The sequence below is a fragment of the Rummeliibacillus sp. BSL5 genome (genome assembly GCF_052928305.1).
Window position 1 is genome coordinate 48,683 of the sequence record NZ_JAVGCV010000007.1, and the last position, 19,129, is coordinate 67,811.

Genomic DNA, 19,129 nt, shown 5'->3' on the forward strand with positions numbered 1-19,129 from the left:
TTCTTTTTTGCATGTCTTTTATTGATGTTTCGAAATTTCACTGCTGATGAGCGCTGTATAATATTTCGCACCTTCAGCATTTGGATGGATATGGTCATTATAAAATAGCTGTTCTTCATCTTCTGTCGCTTCATACCAATTAATCAGCCGGACATTGTTTCTTTTTTTAATAGCCTCATCCAATTTGCGATTCACATTATCCTGCCAATTTCGCGTAACGCGCGTATTGATAAGATAAATATGCCTAGACTTCCCAATGGTGTTTAGTAATTCTTCTAGCTGTGGTCCGCTAAAGTCTCCATTAGAACCAAGTCCGACAACAACTACTTTGCCAAGCTTTCCTTGGCTTTTCAATGATGTGACGACATCATACGTATCATACATTTGGCGCCCTACTTTTGCGTCGACGACAATTTGCGGAATTTGCGCCTTTAATGCAGAGGCAGCACTTAGCATAACCGAATCTCCAATAGCTGTGACGCTAAGTGAAGAGGGAACAGTGCCTGGAACAATCTTTTTCTTTTTTTCATTTGCTTTTTTTTGAGCCTGTTCTTTCTTTTTCGCTAGTTGTGCTTCTTTTTCTTTTTGAGCCAACTTCGCTTCTTCTCTTGTACTGTTATCTTTGGAATTCTCTTTTTGTGAAGTAACTTCCTTTTTAGCAGGATCTTGCTTCTCCTTCTTCGGCACTATCGTAGCGGAAGAGTTCTCTAATTTTTTCTCTTCATTCAGCAGATGCTGCTCTAGCGCCCTGCTGCTTGCTTGAGTATCAGTTGGCGTAGAAATCATCCCCATCATAAAAATGATGACAATACATCCAAGCATCGCTGATCCTATGCGGTAAGGTAATGTCCAATCTTTCCACTTCCATGACCATTCATGTGTTTTAAATTTGGATACCCACACCTTCCATTCGCCCTTTCGAATTGGATCCTCCACAAAACGCCATGAAAGCTCTGCAAATAAAACCGTCATCAAAACAATGATTAGCGTCTTCCAGAATGGTATAGGTACACCTTCAAGGCCTGCTCCCATCAAGACAATAAACGGAAAATGCCAAATATATATACCGTAGGAGCGAACACCAACCCATAATAACGGGCGAAAGCTTAAGATTTCACCCATCGAGCTCGCCGGATGGACGATGACAGCAATCAGCACTGCTGTCGCAAGAGATGCTAACAACATCCCGCCTTCGTAAAGAAACGGACCTTCTTCATGCATAAAAATAATCATGAGTAACAGTACTAACGCACTGATAATCCCTGCTCCATTTAATAATTTTTTGGCTTCATCTGTAATATTGGCTTTTAATTTACGACTTGGCCATACGAATGCCAGCGCCGCCCCAATGAGAAGCGAGAAGGCTCTTGTATCTGTGCCATAATAAACACGGCTCGGGTCCTCGCCCGGCGTGTACATCCAAAACATAGCTATAGCAGAGATGAATGCTAGGGAGCAGATTCCTATCGCTACCTTCCCGCTCACCCTTACAAATCGAAGAACTACTAACATCACCAATGGCCAAATAATATAGAATTGCTCTTCAACAGCGAGTGACCACATATGCTGCAATGGAGATGGTGGAGCAAACTTTGTGAAGTACGAATGATGTTGAGCAACGTAAAACCAATTGCTGACATAAAAGACAGCAGATAATATTTCTTCTCGCAATCCTATTAAAAATGATCGTTGAAATAACGTAATCCAAAAACCAACCAATAGCAGCATGGCAAATAAAGCGGGAATGAGCCTTCTAAAACGCCTGATAAAGAATTTCTTGAAGTCAATCCTTCCCGTCGTATTCCACTCATTGATCAGCAAATCTGTGATTAAATAGCCTGACAGCACAAAGAATATCGTTACTCCCAGATAGCCGCCGGCAATTCCTCCGACATGAAGATGATAAAGAATCACCGAAAGAACAGCGATTGCCCTTAGACCATCTAATCCACCTATGTATCTATGATTTTTTTGAATCGGCTTTGGCATATATTTCACCACTTTCCACTTATGTTCCCACCTTATATATGACGATTCAAACGACAGTTTGTTTTTAAATTTTGCTAAAAAGCGACAAAAAATTTTATTTCATCCTATTATATCCTATCGCAAAGTTCGTTTTATAACAAAAAATTACATAAGTCGGTAAATAAGTTCCCTCTTAAATTAGCAGAAAAGCCGACATCTAGGTACATGTCGGCTCTAAATTTTCTTTATCTTTCACACGCCCATCCATCATGATCTCGGTCCATCTTTGACTGGTACGCTGGATGAGATTTAGAAACACCATGAGGATAGTACTTGCGTAATTCGGTGCAATTTTTAAAATTTGTTTTTTTGGTAGTAGCTGGCTTTTTCTTTTTAGATGATGAAGTCTTGGCTACAGATGGTTCCTTCTTACCACTCCATAGACCCTTTTTCTTTTTCTTTACAATCGCTTGAAGATGCACAAGTTTTGATTCGTATGAATAAGTGCCATAGTCATAGAATTTCTTTACATAGCCTTTTTTCACCAATAATTCTTGCAATAGCTGGCCGTCCACCCATACCCATACAAGTGTGCGTCCGTATTTATCTTTTCTTGCCCCATCATATTGCAATTGAATTTTCTTAGCTTTTTTAAGTTTCGTACATGTGTATTGTGATGCTGTTTTTCCATAAGGCTCAATTTTTTTCGTTGATTCTGGGGTATCCACATAAAGGAATCGCGAATAGCCTGCTTTCTTAAAGTGTGCTGTATCACCATCTACACATTTCGTCAGAGAATCTGTAAATTTCGCTGATGCCTTAGCATTCACATCAGCAGGGATAGTAAGCCCCATTACGATAAAAGCTACGACCACCCAAACACTTAAAGCTACTGATACTTTTTTCAATATGTCCACCTCTAAAAATTTATAAAGAAAGGTAATTTCTTTATAAATTAAGGTACCATATTCTTATGGGAAATAGTATAAATTTTTGAAACACACCATTATATTTATCATTTTTCCTGCATTTACTGTTTTTTAGCTTGGTGATGCTTCTCAAGGGGCAGCGTAAAATAGCCTGTTATAAAAACAGAGATACTTAATCTTAGCCTCTACTTATGTGGTTTTCACTTTACCATAGGCACCGCCACCGCCCATTACCAATGAAAGCTCTCCCTTCCTTCCTTTATCGATTAAGTCCGCAATTTTTTCGGGCACTACCGTTTCTAACTCTTCTCTTGAAATGACGTGAAGAATATTCATTTCTGTCCCAAATGTTGCTAAAAGCTTTTCCATTGTTTTATTGCCTACTCCCGGAATAAAATCTAATGGAATTTGATGAACATATGGAGGGCGTTCTCTACTTGATTCTTCCTGTGTGGATAGTTCTTTAATGCGCACAGAAACACCTTTCGTCAGATGTTTTCTGCCACAATTTGGGCATGGAATCTCTGTTGTTCTAAACCCACAGTCTGCACAGGCAGTTTCGTGATATTTTCCTAAAAGTGGATTCAGTCCATAGTTTTCCACAATGGCTCGTCCATCCTCCTCTTTTAATGCTTTTTTCAGCTCATCAAAAGTGGGCTCTTCTAATCGGATTTTTTGATATTCTCTCGCCATCTTCCCTAATGAATGTGCGTCTGAATTTGTAACGTATGTGTATTTCTCTAACTCTTGAATACCTTTGACCATGTCTGTATCAGAGCTTAGTCCAAGTTCAATACCATCGATTTGGTCCATATCAAATACTTCCGCAAGGCTTTTTTCAACACCTTTTCCGTAAGCACTTTTAAAAGGTGTAAATACATGCGCAGGTATAAATAAACCTCCAAGCTCATGCACTTTATGCTGTAAAGTCAATGCGTCACAGGCTATTCTTTGGGTGCTCAAATTAATATTAGTGATATGGTTGCTCATCCAATTTGAAAAAGCACGAATCGTTTCCATGGAACGGAAGTAAGCTAAGACATGTAGCGGTCCCTTACAATTGGCATCATTGACCTCGATCTCAACACCTGGGATTAATGTAGTGCTTTCAAAGCGAAGCCCGCCACCCTCTAATGCTATCAATTGATTTGCCTCTATTAATGCAGCCATTTCTTCCAATACTTCGGGCGAATGGCAATCAATTATTCCAACAATGTCCAATCCTTTTTTCATGGTTGCTGTTTTTAATATATTTTCCAGAGTCAGCGTTTTGCTTCCTGTAATCTTTACTGGGCGCCCCTTCCAGGTACGTCCAATATGAATATGTAAATCTGCATAATAATCATGCAACAAGTGATATCACTCCTTAGATGTTCTAACTTATATTCCCAAATTAACAATATTTTAAACGTACACATTAGTCTGTCCTAAGTAAGCGCAAATATGTCTAGAAAAGAATCTTGCCCATATAAAAAAACAGCTGCAGTCTATGCAGCTGTTCCAATTTAATGAATTAGCCCTTCATTTAGCTTTCCTGTTAACCGGTCAATGTCTACTTCAAATAATTCAATCTTAGGCAGGATGGGATATCCTTTTCTTTCAAATGTCCATGAAGGATCACCGTATTTTTCAAGCAATCGATCAAAAAATAGCTCCTTCTCTTTTTCTTCTTCAATTCGTTTGATGGTGCCGAAAACGACAACGCTTGTATAAACGAGGGCTGATTGGCAAGCATATTTTTTTCCAGGATGCAAATCGCCCATTTCGCTTACCTCAATACATACTTTCGGATTTTCTTTGATGTTTTCCCAAAAGTGGCTTTCTCTTATATTGCCGATATGTAGATAAACTTTTTCATTCTCATAAAGATACACAAGCGGTATTACATAAGGAAATCCATCACTATCTACTGTTGCCACATGTGCTACTTTTGCCATCTTCAAAAAATGCTTTGCATTTTCTTGTGAAATCTCCACACGTTTATTTTGAATTGCGCCGCGCATATGAACACCCCTTTTTTCTTACTATTCTAACATATATATAAAATACATCATATGTATCCTCCAAAATATTTACATATCCAAAAGAATGATTGGAAGCATTTTGGTTAATAATAAGAAATAAAGTGACACTCACTCCGTGTTTTTTTCCATTTAAACGCGAGTGTATCATCGGGCTTTTACAGGTAGTTGCAGTTTTTTAATGATGAATGCCAATAACCTGTTATGTCAGATAAATTCTAATGAGGTGAACAGTATGATCCAATTTGATTCACAGATTGAAGGTAAAAAATCGTATTTTGGTGTCATTCGCGACGTATTTGAGTCTCATGGCTGTAGTTTTTGCTCAAACTTTGAATATCATGAAGGAAAATTCGATTCTATCCTCCACCGTGATGGCGGTGAGACCATTTATCTCCGTATGCCTTTTTGGACACTGGACGGAGATTTGGACCATCACGCTACCTATATTCAGTTTGGCAAACCTTTTGTCATCAAGCATGTGGTCAACTTAGGTCTAGATTATGATGAACATTCGCTGGTGACCGCTACAACTGGCCTAAGCCAATTCCAAGAGCCAATTGACAAAGACGGTAAAATTGTGGACAAAAGCCGTTGGGTAATTGCTGGTGAAGAGAAAATTAATAAAATGCTTCGATCATTGGATGGCGACCATATAGTACAATAAAAAGCCGAAAGCACTTCTCTTAGAGGAGTGTCTTCTTTTTTACAAAAAAAATTACAACACTATACATAGCCAAATGAATTCTACACATACTGAACCTATCAAAAGGAGGGAATTCAAATGGCTCTATTAGAAAACTGGCAACAATGGACATCATTCTTAGGACAACATGTCAACCAAGCAGAACAATCAGGTATGCCAAACAATGCGATTAAACAAGCAGCGATGCAAATCGGTGATTATCTCGCAAACAATGTTGACCCGAAAAATGAACAACAACGCGTGCTTTCCGATATGTGGGGCGTTGCAAATGAAAACGAAAAAGAAGCATTAGCTAGTTGTGTTGTTAAGTTAGTCCAAAACAAGAACTTACAATAACATTAAAACCCCGAATAGCGCTGCTGTTTGGGGTTTTTGTTTCCTTACAAATAATTGTTTAAAAGGTGGCAGATGAAGGAAAAACTACTGTATGAAAACGTTTTGAAGGAGAAGAATATGGCCGTTATGAATAATAAACAACAGACAAATCAATCTCATTACTCGAAACGAAACATATGGTCTGGTTTTCTTTTTGGAGTAGGTATTGCCGCCTTTATAGATGAAGTTGTTTTCCATTTAATACTTCAGTGGCACCATTTTTATGACAAATCAACACTTCATATCGGGTTGTTATCTGATGGTATTTTCCATGCATTCGGCTGGTTTGCGACCATTGGCGGTTCGTTCCTTTTAGCCGATGTCAATCGCCGCCATGCATTTGCTCCAGTAAAGTGGTGGGGAGGCGTGCTGATTGGTCTAGGAGGATTCCAGCTTTATGACGGCACCGTCCATCACAAAGTCATGCAGCTTCACCAAATTCGATATGTCGATAACCTCATCATCTATGATTTAGTATGGAATATTTTAGCTATCATTATGTTACTTATAGGGCTGTTCCTTGTGTTTAAGACGCGTAGCAGACTTCAGCCTGTTGGGAGTGTGACTGATGAACAGCCATAGCAATATGCATTCTACAGTCCACTCTTTATCTGGAGAAATGCCTCAATTCTTTTTGGGGCTTTTCTTTATATTGGCTTTGGTCTTCTATATCCTTGCGGTCGTCCTTTCGAATAAGCGATACCAACCATGGCCGGTAAAGCGCACTATACTGTGGCTTTTTGGCGTTTTGTTTGCAGCAGCCTCGTTACTAGGGCCACTAGCAGAGCGGGCTCACACAAATTTCACCGCACATATGGTTGGTCACCTGCTTTTAGGAATGCTTGCCCCACTGCTAATGGCGCTTGCTTCACCTATGGCCCTTTTGTTACGTACATTACCTGTCGCCAAAGCACGAAACCTAACTCGGCTGTTGAAAAGCTGGCCAAGCAGAATGTATACACACCCAGTCATTGCGTCTCTTTTAAATATAGGTGGACTCTGGCTTTTATACACCACTCCCTTATACTCACTTATGCATGAAAGCATGTGGATTTATGTGATAATTCACTTCCACATCTTTGTGGCTGGTTATTTGTTTACTGTATCAATGATTTATATTGACCCTGTTTCCCATCGTACGCCCTTTCTGTACCGCGCCATTGTATTAACCATTGCCTTAGCGGGCCACGGTATTTTATCTAAATATATTTATGCTCATCCGCCGGTTGGAGTACCGCAGTACCAGGCAGAGCTAGGCAGTATGCTTATGTATTATGGTGGAGATGTCATTGATTGTGCCATTATTTTTATGCTTTGTTTGCAATGGTATAGATCTACACGGCCACGGGCTACTGTATCAGCAAATAGTACAGCAAATTAAATTTAATTAAAAAACTACTTTAGGAGCATGTTTAATATGAAAATTAAAGCAGCAGTTACACATGGGCAAGGCCAAGATTTTACTCTCGAAGAGGTAGACTTAGCAGCTCCCAAAGCAAATGAAGTATTAGTCAAAATTGTCGCTACAGGTGTATGTCATACTGATGCTGTTGCGCGTGATGCAGCCATCGCTCCCCTTCCAGCTGTGCTCGGTCATGAAGGTGCCGGCATCATAGAAGATGTAGGTGAAGGTGTTACCCGTTTTGCCAAGGGTGATCATGTAGTATTATCCTTCGCTCATTGTGGTCATTGCGACAATTGCTTAACTGGGCACCCTGCTGTTTGTGAAACGTTTAATGATTTGAATTTTGGTGGTGTCAATGACGATTATACGCATCGTTTATCCCAAGACGGCGAGCAATTATCAACATTCTTCGGCCAATCTTCCTTTGGCACTTTTGCCGTTGTACATGAGCGCAATGTGGTGAAAGTAGATCCAGATGTAGATTTAGCCTTATTAGGTCCATTAGGGTGTGGAATTCAAACAGGAGCTGGCACGGTTTTAAATAAACTTAAACCAGAATTCGGCTCTACGATTGCGATTTATGGCGCTGGCGCTGTTGGATTGAGTGCCGTAATGGCAGCCAAAATAGTTGGGTGTAAGATGATTATTGTGGTCGATGTTAATGACTCTCGCTTAGAGCTAGCAAAAGAGCTAGGTGCAACGCATGCCTTTAATGGATTAAAGACTAATGTGGTAGAAGAAATCAAAAAATTAACAAAAGGCGGCAATAAATATGCGATTGATACAACTGGGGTTCCGCCAGTTGTCCGTCAATGTTTGCAGGCATTACGTCCACTTGGCGTGGCTGCAATCGTTGGTGTAACACCTGAAATGACGATTGATGTCCACAATGATCTAATGGCGGAAGGAAAAACAATGGTGGGAGTTATTGAAGGCGATGCTGTCCCGAATGTCTTTATCCCCCAATTAGTGGAGTATTATAAAGCCGGCCTATTTCCTTTTGATAAATTAGTGAATTTCTATGACTTTGACCAAATCAATGAAGCATTTGAAGCCTCCAAAAATGGCGAGGCGATTAAACCGATTTTACGCGTTCAATAAGACATAACCAGTTCCTTTTAAAAATTTTTTAATAAATATTTGATATTAAAGTGGAATAGCGGCCATCCTTTTTGCATACCAAAAAGAGGAGCTTATTCCACTTTATTTTTTTATTTCTCCTGTTTCGAGATCAATAATTGGAACATATGAAAGAAACTATACATACACTGAATGAATTCAACAAGATGGGGAGTTAGGTTCATATTTGGAACTTAAATGAGGAGGAAATATTAGCAGGTAAACCACTGCTTCATATTATCAGTCAATTTAGAAAGGTTATTGACATTAAAATCGAATAGATATATATTATTTCTGAAAACGGTATCTATCAAATCTTACCTAATGAAACGGAAATTTGGAAATACTAATTATCATAATTTAGAAATAATACATTCTATTAAGCAGTAAAAAGCTTTTTGCTCTAGGGTATGAGCTACTGCTGCTACCTTATATTTTTGGATTTTCATACTGGTAGAATCCTTATATTGCCGTTTATACATATCTTGAAGGAGGCTAATTGTAATAAGCTTATTTTTTTAGTTTAATATCCTACTATATTTATCGGTATTATAAGATAAAAAATATGTAAGTAAAGGGAATTTGAAACAATTCTTTATCATATCCATGTAAGAACGATTTTCAAACGAATTATTTAGTTTTAGGAAAACATTCCAAGGAGGATTCAAATTGAGAAAAAAATTTACAAAGTTAATTATTCCTTTTGCTGCTGCTTCTTTGTTATTAGCAGCATGCGGTGAACAGGCGACAAATAATTCAAACAATACAAGTTCAGGTCAATCTTCGAAGGTTGCCTCTATCAAGGATGAATCGCTGAAAGCAGCAAGCCCAGATAGCGTTCCGGCAAAAGCGTTAAATCGCAAGGATACTTTTATTGCTACTCTCTCGACTAACCCAGGCGGCGCTTTTTTACCGAACTTCTATAAAACCGGATATGACGGCAATGTATCTTCACCTATTTTTGACGGCTTAGTTGATATCAATGAGAAAGGCGAATACACACCAAAGCTTGCTGAAAAATGGGAAATCTCGAAGGATGGAAAAACGTATACATTCCATATTCGAAAAAATGCGAAATTTAGTGATGGTAAGCCTGTAACTTCCGAGGATGTCGCATTTACATTGTCCATACTACATGACCCATCATACGCAGGTGACACAGATATTAGCCGTGCCCATATCCTTGGCGGCGAAGACTACAAAAAAGGCAAAGCTAAAACAATCAAAGGTATCGAAATCGTTGATGACCAAACAATCACTATTAAAACAGACGCTGTTGATGTGCAAGCACTAAGTATCTTGGGAGGCCCTGTCCTTTCAAAAGCTTATTATGGTAAAGGTTATCACTTTGGCAACCTCGATTATTTAAAAGATCTTTACCAAAAGCCAATGGGAGCTGGTCCATACAAATTCGACAAGTACATTCCAAATCAAGAAGTACGCTATGTGGCAAATGAAAACTATTGGAACGGCGCACCGAAGATTAAACATTTCATTTATAAAATCGCCAATGAAAATGGCCTTCAATATTTCCAAGCTGGGGATGTAGATTTTGCTGGTTTCACAGCAAATGCGGATAACCTAGAACAATTGAAATCAGTTGGATTTGCAAATATCGATATCTATACTGGCACACCAATTAGCTTTATCTCTATTAACAATAAAAAAGAGTATATGAAGGATGCAAAAGTACGCCAAGCACTAAACTATGGGCTGAATCGCCAACAAATCATTGACACTGTTTACCAAGGATATGGCGAAGTAGCGAATATTCCAATCGCGCCAGTGTCATGGGCATACAACGATGAAGGTGTCAGAAAGTTTAACTATGACCCTAAAAAAGCAAAAGAATTATTGGATGAAGCCGGATGGAAAGTTGGCAAAAACGGCATTCGTGAAAAAGATGGCAAAAAGCTAGAACTTGTTTATCTAAGCGCTAAATCTGATGATGGCTTAATACCAATTGCCAAAGAGAATTATAAGGAAATTGGCATCAATCTTAAACCAGAGTTCTCTGACTTTAATGCATTAGTTTCAAAAGTAGACAAAGGGAACTATGACTTGGCTTCCTTCTCTACTCCAATGATTATGGATCCAAACGATGTAGTAGCAGATTACCATTCTAAAAATGCAGATAAGAATAACGGGTACAAAAATCCGGCTCTCGATAAGCTGATTGAAGAAGGTCAAAATACACTTGATCAAGAAAAGAGAAAAGAAATTTATCACGAATTATATAAAGAATTTGCTGATAACCCACCAATCATTCTATTAAACTATCGCAAGATTTTGAATGGGGTTAGCTCTCGAATCGACGGAGTCAAACAAGATCCTTACAATGGTATCCTTTCAAGTTTAACTGAGGTTGACATTACAAAATAAGCGCAATCCTCAATCGGTACGTCGCATTTTGCAAAGAAAATTATTAGCCTGTGACAGACGTTGGTCATTTAAGCTAACCGCAATCACAGTGAAATTCATTTAAAAGCGGATGGAGTGTATGCTCCTCCCTTTTCTGATGGGGGTTTTACGTTGAAAGAATATATTATCAGGCGGGTACTTATTTCGATTCCCATATTGATTGGAACATCGTTTTTAATCTTTTATTTATTCGCATTGCTTCCAGGAGATTATGTGGACTCAAATCCTTCTCTTACTCCTCAACGCGCTGCCGAACTAAGGGAATTTTATGGTTTTAATGAGCCTGTCATCAAGCGATATTTTAATTGGATTGCTGGGATATTCCACGGCGACCTAGGCTTTTCATTCCAATACCAACAACCGGTGACAAAGGTAATCAATCAATTCATCTGGAATTCATTTATCGTTTCTATCATCTCTTTGGTCATCACATGGATTATCGCGTTAATAACTGGTGTGTATTCTGCGATGAAACAATATTCTATATTTGATAGCTTCGTTACATTCTTTGTTTTTGCCGCTATGTCTATCCCCTCCTTCTTTATTGGTTTATTGCTGATTAAGATCTTTGCGATTGACATGAATCTATTGCCTGTAGGCGGGATGATTGACGTCGGGAGCAATACTACTGGATTAGCCCATTATGCGGAAATAGGGCGGCATATGATTCTTCCCGTATTTATATTGGTATTACTTGGTACAGGAAGTCTGACTCGATATGTACGAACTAGCATGCTGGAGGTTGTACGTCAGGATTATATTCGTACAGCACTTGCTAAAGGGCTAAAAGAAAGCAAAATTATTTTTAAACATGCATTAAAAAATGCCCTGCTGCCATGTATCACTTTATTGGCATTTGAGTTGCCTGCACTATTCTCTGGGGCAATCATCATTGAACAGGTATTTAACTGGCCTGGCATTGGCCAAGTACAGCTAGAGTCATTAAGTAATCGCGACTATCCGGTGTTAATGACATTCACAATGTTTTTGAGTTTCTTAACGATACTGGGAAATCTTTTCGCAGATGTTGCGTATGCTGCGGTCGACCCTAGAATTCGTTTGAAATAATGGAGGTGAAAAGATGAATTCAGCGACAGTCAAACATGCAGACAATGGACAATCAACAAAACGGCCTTCTCTTTGGAAGGATACTTGGAAAAAAATCCGCAAAAAAAAGCTGGCCATGGGGAGTCTCTATTTCTTGGTTTTCATTTTTTTATTTTGTTTTATCGGACCTTTCCTTTCTCCGTATGCAGGCCAATCCGTAAACAGTGCCATCATTAACCAACCACCCTCTTCTCTCCATTGGATGGGGACAGATAAATTCGGACGTGACGTATTGACTCGGCTCATGCTTGCTGGTCGCATATCCCTAACAGTAGGCTTAGCCTCTATGGTCATATCCATTATTTTAGGTTCAGCCTTAGGCGCCATTTCCGGTTATTATCGCGGTTGGCCTGACACGATTATTATGCGGCTAGCTGATGTATTGATGTCCATTCCAGGTTTGCCATTGCTGCTACTAATGGGTGCTTTACTATCAGAACTGAAAGTAGAACCAGAATATCGTATTTACCTTGTTATGCTGATGCTTAGCTTTGTTGGATGGCCTGGTTTAGCAAGGCTTGTACGAGGAGAGATTTTAACATTTCGCGAGCAAGCCTTTATGAAAGCGACAGAAGTATTGGGATTAAAGGATCGACGAAAAATTTTCGCTCACTTGCTTCCAAACACTGTTCCATTACTTATCGTAGTGGCCACTTTGAATGTGGCAGGAGCGATTCTAAGTGAATCGGCCCTAAGTTTCTTAGGCTTAGGTGTGGTACCACCAGCAGCTTCTTGGGGCAATATGATTGATTCTGCCAACTCATTAATAGACTTTCAACAACGGCCATGGCTATGGGTCCCGCCTGGTTTTGCTATATTCTTGACCGTTATCTCCATCAACCTGCTAGGTGATGGTCTTCGCGATGTATTGGATCCAAAAATGAAGCAATAAGGAGGGTTGATTTTGGCAACTCCGTTACTAGAAATAAAAGATTTACAGACTACCTTTTATACGGAACACGGCTCCGTTAAAGCAAGCAACCACGTCAATGTCACTGTCAACAAAGGAGAAATCGTTTGCTTGGTTGGCGAATCAGGGTGCGGAAAAAGCGTCACCGCTATGTCCATCATGAAGCTGATTGAATCACCCGGTGTCATTGAAGGCGGGCAAATTCTTTTTCAAGATCATGACATTTTGACACTTGGCAATAAAGCATTGCGCAATCTACGTGGCAATGATATTGCAATGATTTTCCAAGAACCGATGAGCGCATTGAACCCTGTGTATACAATCGGAGATCAAATGATGGAACCCCTTCTTCAACATACAAAACTAAGTAAAAATGAAGCCTACGACAAATGTATCGAATTGATGGAAAAAGTAGGTTTGTCGAGAACCAAACAACTCATGAAGTCATATCCTCATGAATTGAGCGGCGGCATGCTGCAGCGAATTATGATTGCGATCGCCCTTTCATGTGATCCTAAGTTGATTATTGCAGATGAGCCGACAACTGCTTTAGATGTGACGATTCAAGCGCAAATCTTAGAGATTTTAAAAGAAATTAATAAAGAATTACAAACTTCTATTCTTTTTATTACGCATGACCTTGGCGTAGTAGCTGAAATGGCAGACCGTGTAGTTGTTATGTATGCAGGGAAGGTCGTTGAGGAAGGTACGGTCCTGGAAATATTCAAAGAGCCAAAACATCCATACACAAAAGGTCTGCTTCATGCAAAGCCAGTCATCAATAAATTTCAAGAACGCCTCTATACCATTCCTGGCCAGGTGCCTGACCTTTCTACATTAGGCGACCATTGCTTCTTTCAAGATCGCTGCGAGTACCGAATGGATATTTGTGGCCAATCGATGCCTGCTTTAACATCCGAGTCGACAACTCATTGTGTTGCTTGCTGGTTATACAAGGATGCACCTCGTAAGGAAGGATTAAAGATATGACCGAATCAATCATAGAAGTAAATGGCTTAAAAAAATATTTTCCGATTAAGTCCGGTGTATTTGGACAAAAGAAGCAATATGTAAAAGCAGTAGACGGCGTTGATTTTATCATAAAGCCAGGAGAAGTATTTGGCCTTGTCGGAGAATCCGGAAGTGGAAAGTCGACAGTCGGCCATACAATACTACGGTTGAATGAAAAAACAGAGGGTACGGTCAAATTTATGGGTGAGGATATCTTTGGAGTAGATAAACAAAGACTTCGGCAGATACGTCCGAAAATGCAATTGGTATTCCAAGATCCGTATAGTTCACTGAACCCTAGAATGCGCATTGGTGATGCCATCGGCGAGGCGTTGATGGATCACGGACTAGCAGATAAAGGTGATATTCGTGACATCGTTTCCGAAACGCTAGAAAAATGTGGCCTTTCTCACCATTATATCGATCGCTATCCACATGAATTTTCTGGCGGACAGCGGCAACGAATTGTCATTGCGAGAGCAATGGCCTTAAACCCAACCTTTATTGTGGCGGATGAACCGGTAGCAGCATTAGATGTATCAATTCAAGCACAAATCATCAACCTGTTTAAAGATTTGCAAGAACAAAACGGGCTATCATACTTATTCATTTCTCATGATTTAAGTATCGTTGAGCATCTATGCACGAAGGTTGGCATTATGTATTTGGGCAACCTTGTAGAAGTAGCTGACCGCACAGAATTATTTACGAATCCGCTACACCCTTATACAAAAGCTTTATTGTCAGCAGTGCCGATCCCTGACCCCACTATCAAAAAAGAAAGAATTATATTAAAGGGTGAAATCCCTAGCTCTGTACATCCTCCAAGTGGATGCAAATTCAGAACACGATGCCCTTTTGCTACGGAAAGATGCGCTCAAGAAGTTCCAGCGCTTAGAGATGTGGGGGCAGGCCATCAAGTCGCTTGTCATTATGTTTTATTATAGATAAAAGTTTTGTTTTTATTTGAGAATAGAAATGAAGCATAGCTAATGAAAAAACCAAACTAAATGAGACATTTATCGTCACATTTGTTTGGTTTTTCTTTTATAATTTTCAATTTTAACTACTCTAAATGAAAAACTCGCAAATAAGTAAGAACGCTTAATACTTTTTATTATTCCATTCAACGCTTTTATCTCAAGCTAATTTATAGGCAATTCTACAATGAAATTAGTTCCGACATTTTCAGTGCTTTCTACACTGATTTTCCCACCATGCATTTTTACAATGGTTGCAACGATGGATAGTCCTAGTCCAGTTCCTTCTACTGTTCGTGTACGGGCGATATCTACGCGGTAGAAGCGGTCAAAAATTCTTTCTATATCTTTTTCACTCAATCCTATCCCGGTATCTTCAAAAGATACGACTAACCAATTGTCCCTTTTTTCAATTGAAATTTCTATACTGCCATTCGGTTTATTATATTTGATTGAATTTGTTAAGAGATTATCCCAAACAGCATTAAGTAAAGATATATCTCCTACGATTTCTATCTCCGGTAATGAGTAACCAAGCATAATCCCTTTCTCATCCATTTGCCATTGATAGGTTTGGACCAATTCCTTTAGTTGCTTACCAACATTAAATGGCTTTCTTTTTATGATATCTTCATTACGATCTAACGAAGCAAGAAATAATAATTGTTTCGTTAATGTAGATAGCCTTCTAATTTCATCATTAATAATAGAAACATAATGGTCTCTATCTTCTTTGCTTATTGATTCATTTTCTAATAGGTCTGTATATGCTTTAATATTGGATAGAGGAGATTGGATATCATGAGAAATATTCGAGATGAACTCCTTCCTTCTATCGTCCACCTGTTCCAGTTTTCTGGCCATTTGTAAAAAACTAAGTGATAGTTCTCCCAATTCATCATGACGTGTAATATCGAGATTGACATTGAAATCTCCATTGGATAGTAACTTTGTTGCGGATGTCAGTTTTGTAATAGGTGTTACTAAATACTTTGCGCTAAAAATAACTAAAACAATACTTAATAAAATTGATAAAGCAAGCAACCAGCCAAATAAGATATGCATTTCATTAAAAAGGAGTTTAATATCTGGTCTAAGGAAAAGCGCATACTTCTTTCCGTTATGTGTTAAAGGTACACCAATTGTATTCTTCAATTCATTTGCAAAAAATCCTGTGACAAATGTTTCTTGAGGGAAATTGAGGATACCATGAAATATGTCCCCGTTTAAAACCTGTTCTTTAGTAGAATTAGAAAGTTTAATTTCTCTAAAACGCGCGCCAAAGTAAAATTCCTTTCCCCTATTATCAACTAGGTAAATTTGATAGCCGATTGATGATAAATTTTCTAGATATTCTTCTAGATTTATAGTTGGATGATCATTGGCAAACTCAGCAATATTTAATGCAATCCTTGTATTTTTTTGATCATTCAAAGGTTTTAATTTTTGCTGATAATACGTATTAGATATAATAAAAGCAAAAATGCCACTGAAAATCATAATCCCAATCGTAATCACAATAAATTTTATATAAAGGGTTTTCATCGCGGGTTGGCCTCCAACATATATCCAACTCCCCGTACTGTTTTAATTTGAAAATCCTCGTTCGATTTAGAAAAACGCTCACGCAATCTCTTGATATGGACATCCACCGTACGTTCATCTCCCTCATAATCTAACCCCCATACTTGTTCAATTAAATGTTCTCGTGAAAAAACATGCATAGGATTAGACGTTAGGAAGTGTAATAATTCAAATTCTTTAAGCGGTAAAATAATTGTTCTTTCTCCGTTTTGCACTTCATAATTATTCTTATTTATTGTTATATTTCCTAAGCGGATGATTGAATCATCTGTATGGTTATTGTATCTACGTAATAATGCTTCTATCCTAAACCTTAATTCTTTCATTTCAAATGGCTTCACCAGATAATCATCTGTCCCTGAACGAAATCCTTCCTCTTTATCTTCGATTTGACTTTTAGCAGTTAAAAGAATAATTGGGAGATTATATTTTTTACGAATCTCTCTGGTTAATACATAACCATCTATAAAGGGCATCATTACATCCACCACAGCTAAATCACATGCTTGATCATTCAGTATTCTCAATGCTTCATTACCGTCTTTTGCTTGCAATACATTGTAACCTGATTCGGTTAAATGGATATCTACTACCTGTAAAATATTTATATCATCATCAACAATTAGAATATTAACCATTCCACATTCTCCTATTCAGAATTCAAACATTAAGTATGAAACAATTATAAAATTTTATTATTTTTACTAAATCTACATAAAAAAATTTACTGTCATTCCATACTAATAAATGTTTATATAACAAATAAACAGCCCCTAAAAGATTAGTATGGGCTGCTTATTTACATTTAATTCTATACATTGTGCCGTCTTTTTAAAAACTAAAATTCCTTTTCTAAAACCAATCCATCGCTCATCTTGATAATGTGGTCTACATATGACAGCATTTCTTCATCATGGGTAACCATCAAAGTTGTGATTTTCAAAGTTTTTGTTAAATCCCGAATTAACCGCATTACATCTTTAGACTTTTTTGAATCTAAACTTGCGGTTGGTTCATCTGCGAAGAGAATTTTTGGTTTATGAATGATGGCACGAGCAATGGCAACACGTTGTTTCTCCCCACCTGACAATGAGGAAGGATATGCACCTTTTCTATGTTCCATTTCAACTAGTTTTAGAATTCTATTAATTTCTATTTTTTGTTCCTGTTTCTTTAATTTTGACTCAGATACATCTAACATTAGTAACAGCTGCTCTTCAACTGTTAGGAAAGGAACAAGGTGTGCAAACTGAAATACAAATCCAAATTGGCTTGCACGTATTTGACGAATTTGTTCATCACTCATTGGAGTCATATTGTTCCCATTGAATACTACTTGGCCATTTGTTGCTGGCTGTAATCCTGCAGCTATTGTTAGAAGTGTACTTTTTCCTGAACCGGAGGCACCCACTAATGCTGTGATCTCTCCTTCTCTTAACGAAAGGTTAATTCCTTTCAATATTTCTTCTTTTATATCTCCATTCTTAAACGTTTTTCTTACTTCATCAAGAGTAAATATTGCCATATTAAACCTCTCCTTGTTGAATTGCTTGCAATGGTTCTACTTTTTTTATTTGTATCCCTGAAAGCGTGGCTCCGATAAAACCGATTATCAGGAAGACTATGGATAATATGACGGTTGTTTCAAAAGTTAAACTAAAAGGCATTCCTTTAGGTGCTATTACATTAAAAAGCTGACTGAATGCTATAGATAGAACTAGTGCAATTACGGTGATAAAAACCATTTGCGTCCACATCATTTTGAATAGTTTGCTTGTTTTTATACCAATCGCTTTTAAAATGCCGTACAAACCAATTTTTTGAACATTCATCATATAGAAAAAGATGGCGAATAACAATCCACTAATGATTACTAGAAACCAAATAATCATATTTAAAGACATCTGTTCTGCATTAAAACTTGGAATGGTATTGAGGAAGTCCTTATTTGAAAAGGATTGTAATCCAGCAATTTTTTGCGGAGAGTCATCTCCAGGTACAAATACCACTTGCATTTCTTTCGCTCGATAAATTTCTGTATAATCGTCTGTATTTATATAAGCAACAGGGGCATGGCTAAATTTCTTTTGGTCTACAAAACCTTTTACTGTTAGCTTGCCTCTATACTGATTATTCGTTAAGGTATCTCCAACTTTTATACCTTTATCCTTCATTGAATTATCTAATACAACTTCGCCTCTCTTTACATTTGTAAACAATTTAGAATTTGTTGATGTTACAAATGCAACGCTTCGCTGTTTATTGTCCTGATCATTCAAAAATCCCATTTGAATCGAAAATGCAACAGCATCATGGTGTTTTTTTAACACTTCATCTTCAGTACTTGCATCTATCCTAGAGAGATTATAGGTTTGATCTGAATCCTCGTTCATATAAAACTGGCCTTTTGGTAAATCTTTAATTAACGCAGCATTATCTTGAGACAATCCGTTTGCCAAACCAGATATGATAAACGTTAATAAACTAACAAGAAAAACAATGGAGCCTAGAATTAAAAATCTTGCTTTATTTTTTTTAATTTCTTTCCATGCTAAATTCATCACTATTCCTCCAATTCGCTTTCTATAAGCCT

Annotated in this window: 18 protein-coding genes; 10 read left to right on the top strand and 8 right to left on the bottom strand. The window is 38.0% G+C overall.

Annotation, left to right across the window (positions count from 1 at the left end; genetic code table 11):
* Positions 1–18: 18 nt before the first annotated feature.
* From RCJ93_RS14840 to RCJ93_RS14855, 4 genes are all read right to left on the bottom strand, one after another.
* Complete coding sequence (locus tag RCJ93_RS14840; protein WP_446739404.1) at positions 19–1,989, bottom strand: acyltransferase family protein; 1,971 nt, start codon at positions 1,987–1,989, stop codon at positions 19–21.
* A gap of 224 nt (positions 1,990–2,213) precedes the next feature.
* Positions 2,214–2,885 (bottom strand): thermonuclease family protein, encoded by a 672-nt coding sequence (locus RCJ93_RS14845; RefSeq protein ID WP_446739405.1) that lies wholly within the window; start codon positions 2,883–2,885, stop codon positions 2,214–2,216.
* A gap of 201 nt (positions 2,886–3,086) precedes the next feature.
* Positions 3,087–4,247: an endonuclease Q family protein gene (locus RCJ93_RS14850; protein WP_446739436.1), complete on the bottom strand. Its 1,161-nt coding sequence runs from the start codon at positions 4,245–4,247 to the stop codon at positions 3,087–3,089.
* Positions 4,248–4,402: 155 nt separating this feature from the next.
* Positions 4,403–4,900, bottom strand: a complete 498-nt coding sequence (locus RCJ93_RS14855) for a pyridoxamine 5'-phosphate oxidase family protein (protein WP_446739406.1) — start codon at positions 4,898–4,900, stop codon at positions 4,403–4,405.
* A gap of 253 nt (positions 4,901–5,153) precedes the next feature.
* Here RCJ93_RS14855 and RCJ93_RS14860 point away from each other — a divergent pair, with 253 nt between their 5' ends.
* From RCJ93_RS14860 to RCJ93_RS14905, 10 genes are all read left to right on the top strand, one after another.
* Entirely contained in the window at positions 5,154–5,585 is a 432-nt protein-coding gene (locus RCJ93_RS14860; RefSeq protein ID WP_066790159.1) for a YugN family protein, read from the top strand.
* A 117-nt stretch (positions 5,586–5,702) separates the two neighbouring features.
* Complete coding sequence (locus RCJ93_RS14865) at positions 5,703–5,960, top strand: DUF3243 domain-containing protein (RefSeq protein WP_066790161.1); 258 nt, start codon at positions 5,703–5,705, stop codon at positions 5,958–5,960.
* Between the two features lie 117 nt (positions 5,961–6,077).
* The gene (locus tag RCJ93_RS14870) at positions 6,078–6,581 is read left to right on the top strand and encodes a DUF2243 domain-containing protein (RefSeq protein ID WP_150285576.1); all 504 of its coding nucleotides are present in this window, start codon (positions 6,078–6,080) and stop codon (positions 6,579–6,581) included.
* Positions 6,568–7,380, top strand: coding sequence for a cytochrome c oxidase assembly protein (locus tag RCJ93_RS14875; RefSeq protein ID WP_446739407.1), 813 nt, complete (start codon positions 6,568–6,570; stop codon positions 7,378–7,380). Before RCJ93_RS14870 ends, RCJ93_RS14875 begins: the two co-directional genes overlap by 14 nt.
* Positions 7,381–7,416: 36 nt before the next feature.
* A complete protein-coding gene (locus tag RCJ93_RS14880) occupies positions 7,417–8,505 on the top strand; it encodes an NAD(P)-dependent alcohol dehydrogenase (RefSeq protein WP_446739408.1) in 1,089 nt (362 codons plus the stop codon).
* 687 nt (positions 8,506–9,192) lie between these two features.
* Positions 9,193–10,905: an ABC transporter substrate-binding protein gene (locus RCJ93_RS14885; RefSeq protein WP_446739409.1), complete on the top strand. Its 1,713-nt coding sequence runs from the start codon at positions 9,193–9,195 to the stop codon at positions 10,903–10,905.
* A 150-nt stretch (positions 10,906–11,055) separates the two neighbouring features.
* Positions 11,056–12,012 (top strand): ABC transporter permease, encoded by a 957-nt coding sequence (locus RCJ93_RS14890; RefSeq protein WP_446739410.1) that lies wholly within the window; start codon positions 11,056–11,058, stop codon positions 12,010–12,012.
* 13 nt (positions 12,013–12,025) lie between these two features.
* Positions 12,026–12,943 (top strand): oligopeptide ABC transporter permease, encoded by a 918-nt coding sequence (gene opp4C / locus RCJ93_RS14895; protein ID WP_446739411.1) that lies wholly within the window; start codon positions 12,026–12,028, stop codon positions 12,941–12,943.
* 12 nt (positions 12,944–12,955) lie between these two features.
* Positions 12,956–13,951, top strand: coding sequence for an ABC transporter ATP-binding protein (locus tag RCJ93_RS14900; protein WP_446739412.1), 996 nt, complete (start codon positions 12,956–12,958; stop codon positions 13,949–13,951).
* A complete protein-coding gene (locus RCJ93_RS14905) occupies positions 13,948–14,919 on the top strand; it encodes an ABC transporter ATP-binding protein (RefSeq protein ID WP_446739413.1) in 972 nt (323 codons plus the stop codon). Before RCJ93_RS14900 ends, RCJ93_RS14905 begins: the two co-directional genes overlap by 4 nt.
* Positions 14,920–15,117: 198 nt before the next feature.
* Here RCJ93_RS14905 and RCJ93_RS14910 read toward each other — a convergent pair whose 3' ends face one another.
* The 4 genes from RCJ93_RS14910 to RCJ93_RS14925 all read right to left on the bottom strand — a co-directional run bounded on the left by RCJ93_RS14910 (position 15,118) and on the right by RCJ93_RS14925 (position 19,097).
* A complete protein-coding gene (locus tag RCJ93_RS14910) occupies positions 15,118–16,497 on the bottom strand; it encodes a sensor histidine kinase (RefSeq protein ID WP_446739414.1) in 1,380 nt (459 codons plus the stop codon).
* A complete protein-coding gene (locus RCJ93_RS14915) occupies positions 16,494–17,174 on the bottom strand; it encodes a response regulator transcription factor (protein ID WP_446739415.1) in 681 nt (226 codons plus the stop codon). The genes RCJ93_RS14910 and RCJ93_RS14915 overlap by 4 nt, the downstream gene beginning before the upstream one ends.
* Before the next feature lie 200 nt (positions 17,175–17,374).
* On the bottom strand, positions 17,375–18,061 hold the full coding sequence (locus RCJ93_RS14920) for an ABC transporter ATP-binding protein (protein WP_446739416.1): 687 nt from the start codon (positions 18,059–18,061) through the stop codon (positions 17,375–17,377).
* Position 18,062: 1 nt separating this feature from the next.
* The gene (locus RCJ93_RS14925) at positions 18,063–19,097 is read right to left on the bottom strand and encodes an ABC transporter permease (protein ID WP_446739417.1); all 1,035 of its coding nucleotides are present in this window, start codon (positions 19,095–19,097) and stop codon (positions 18,063–18,065) included.
* Between the last annotated feature and the right edge of the window lie 32 nt (positions 19,098–19,129).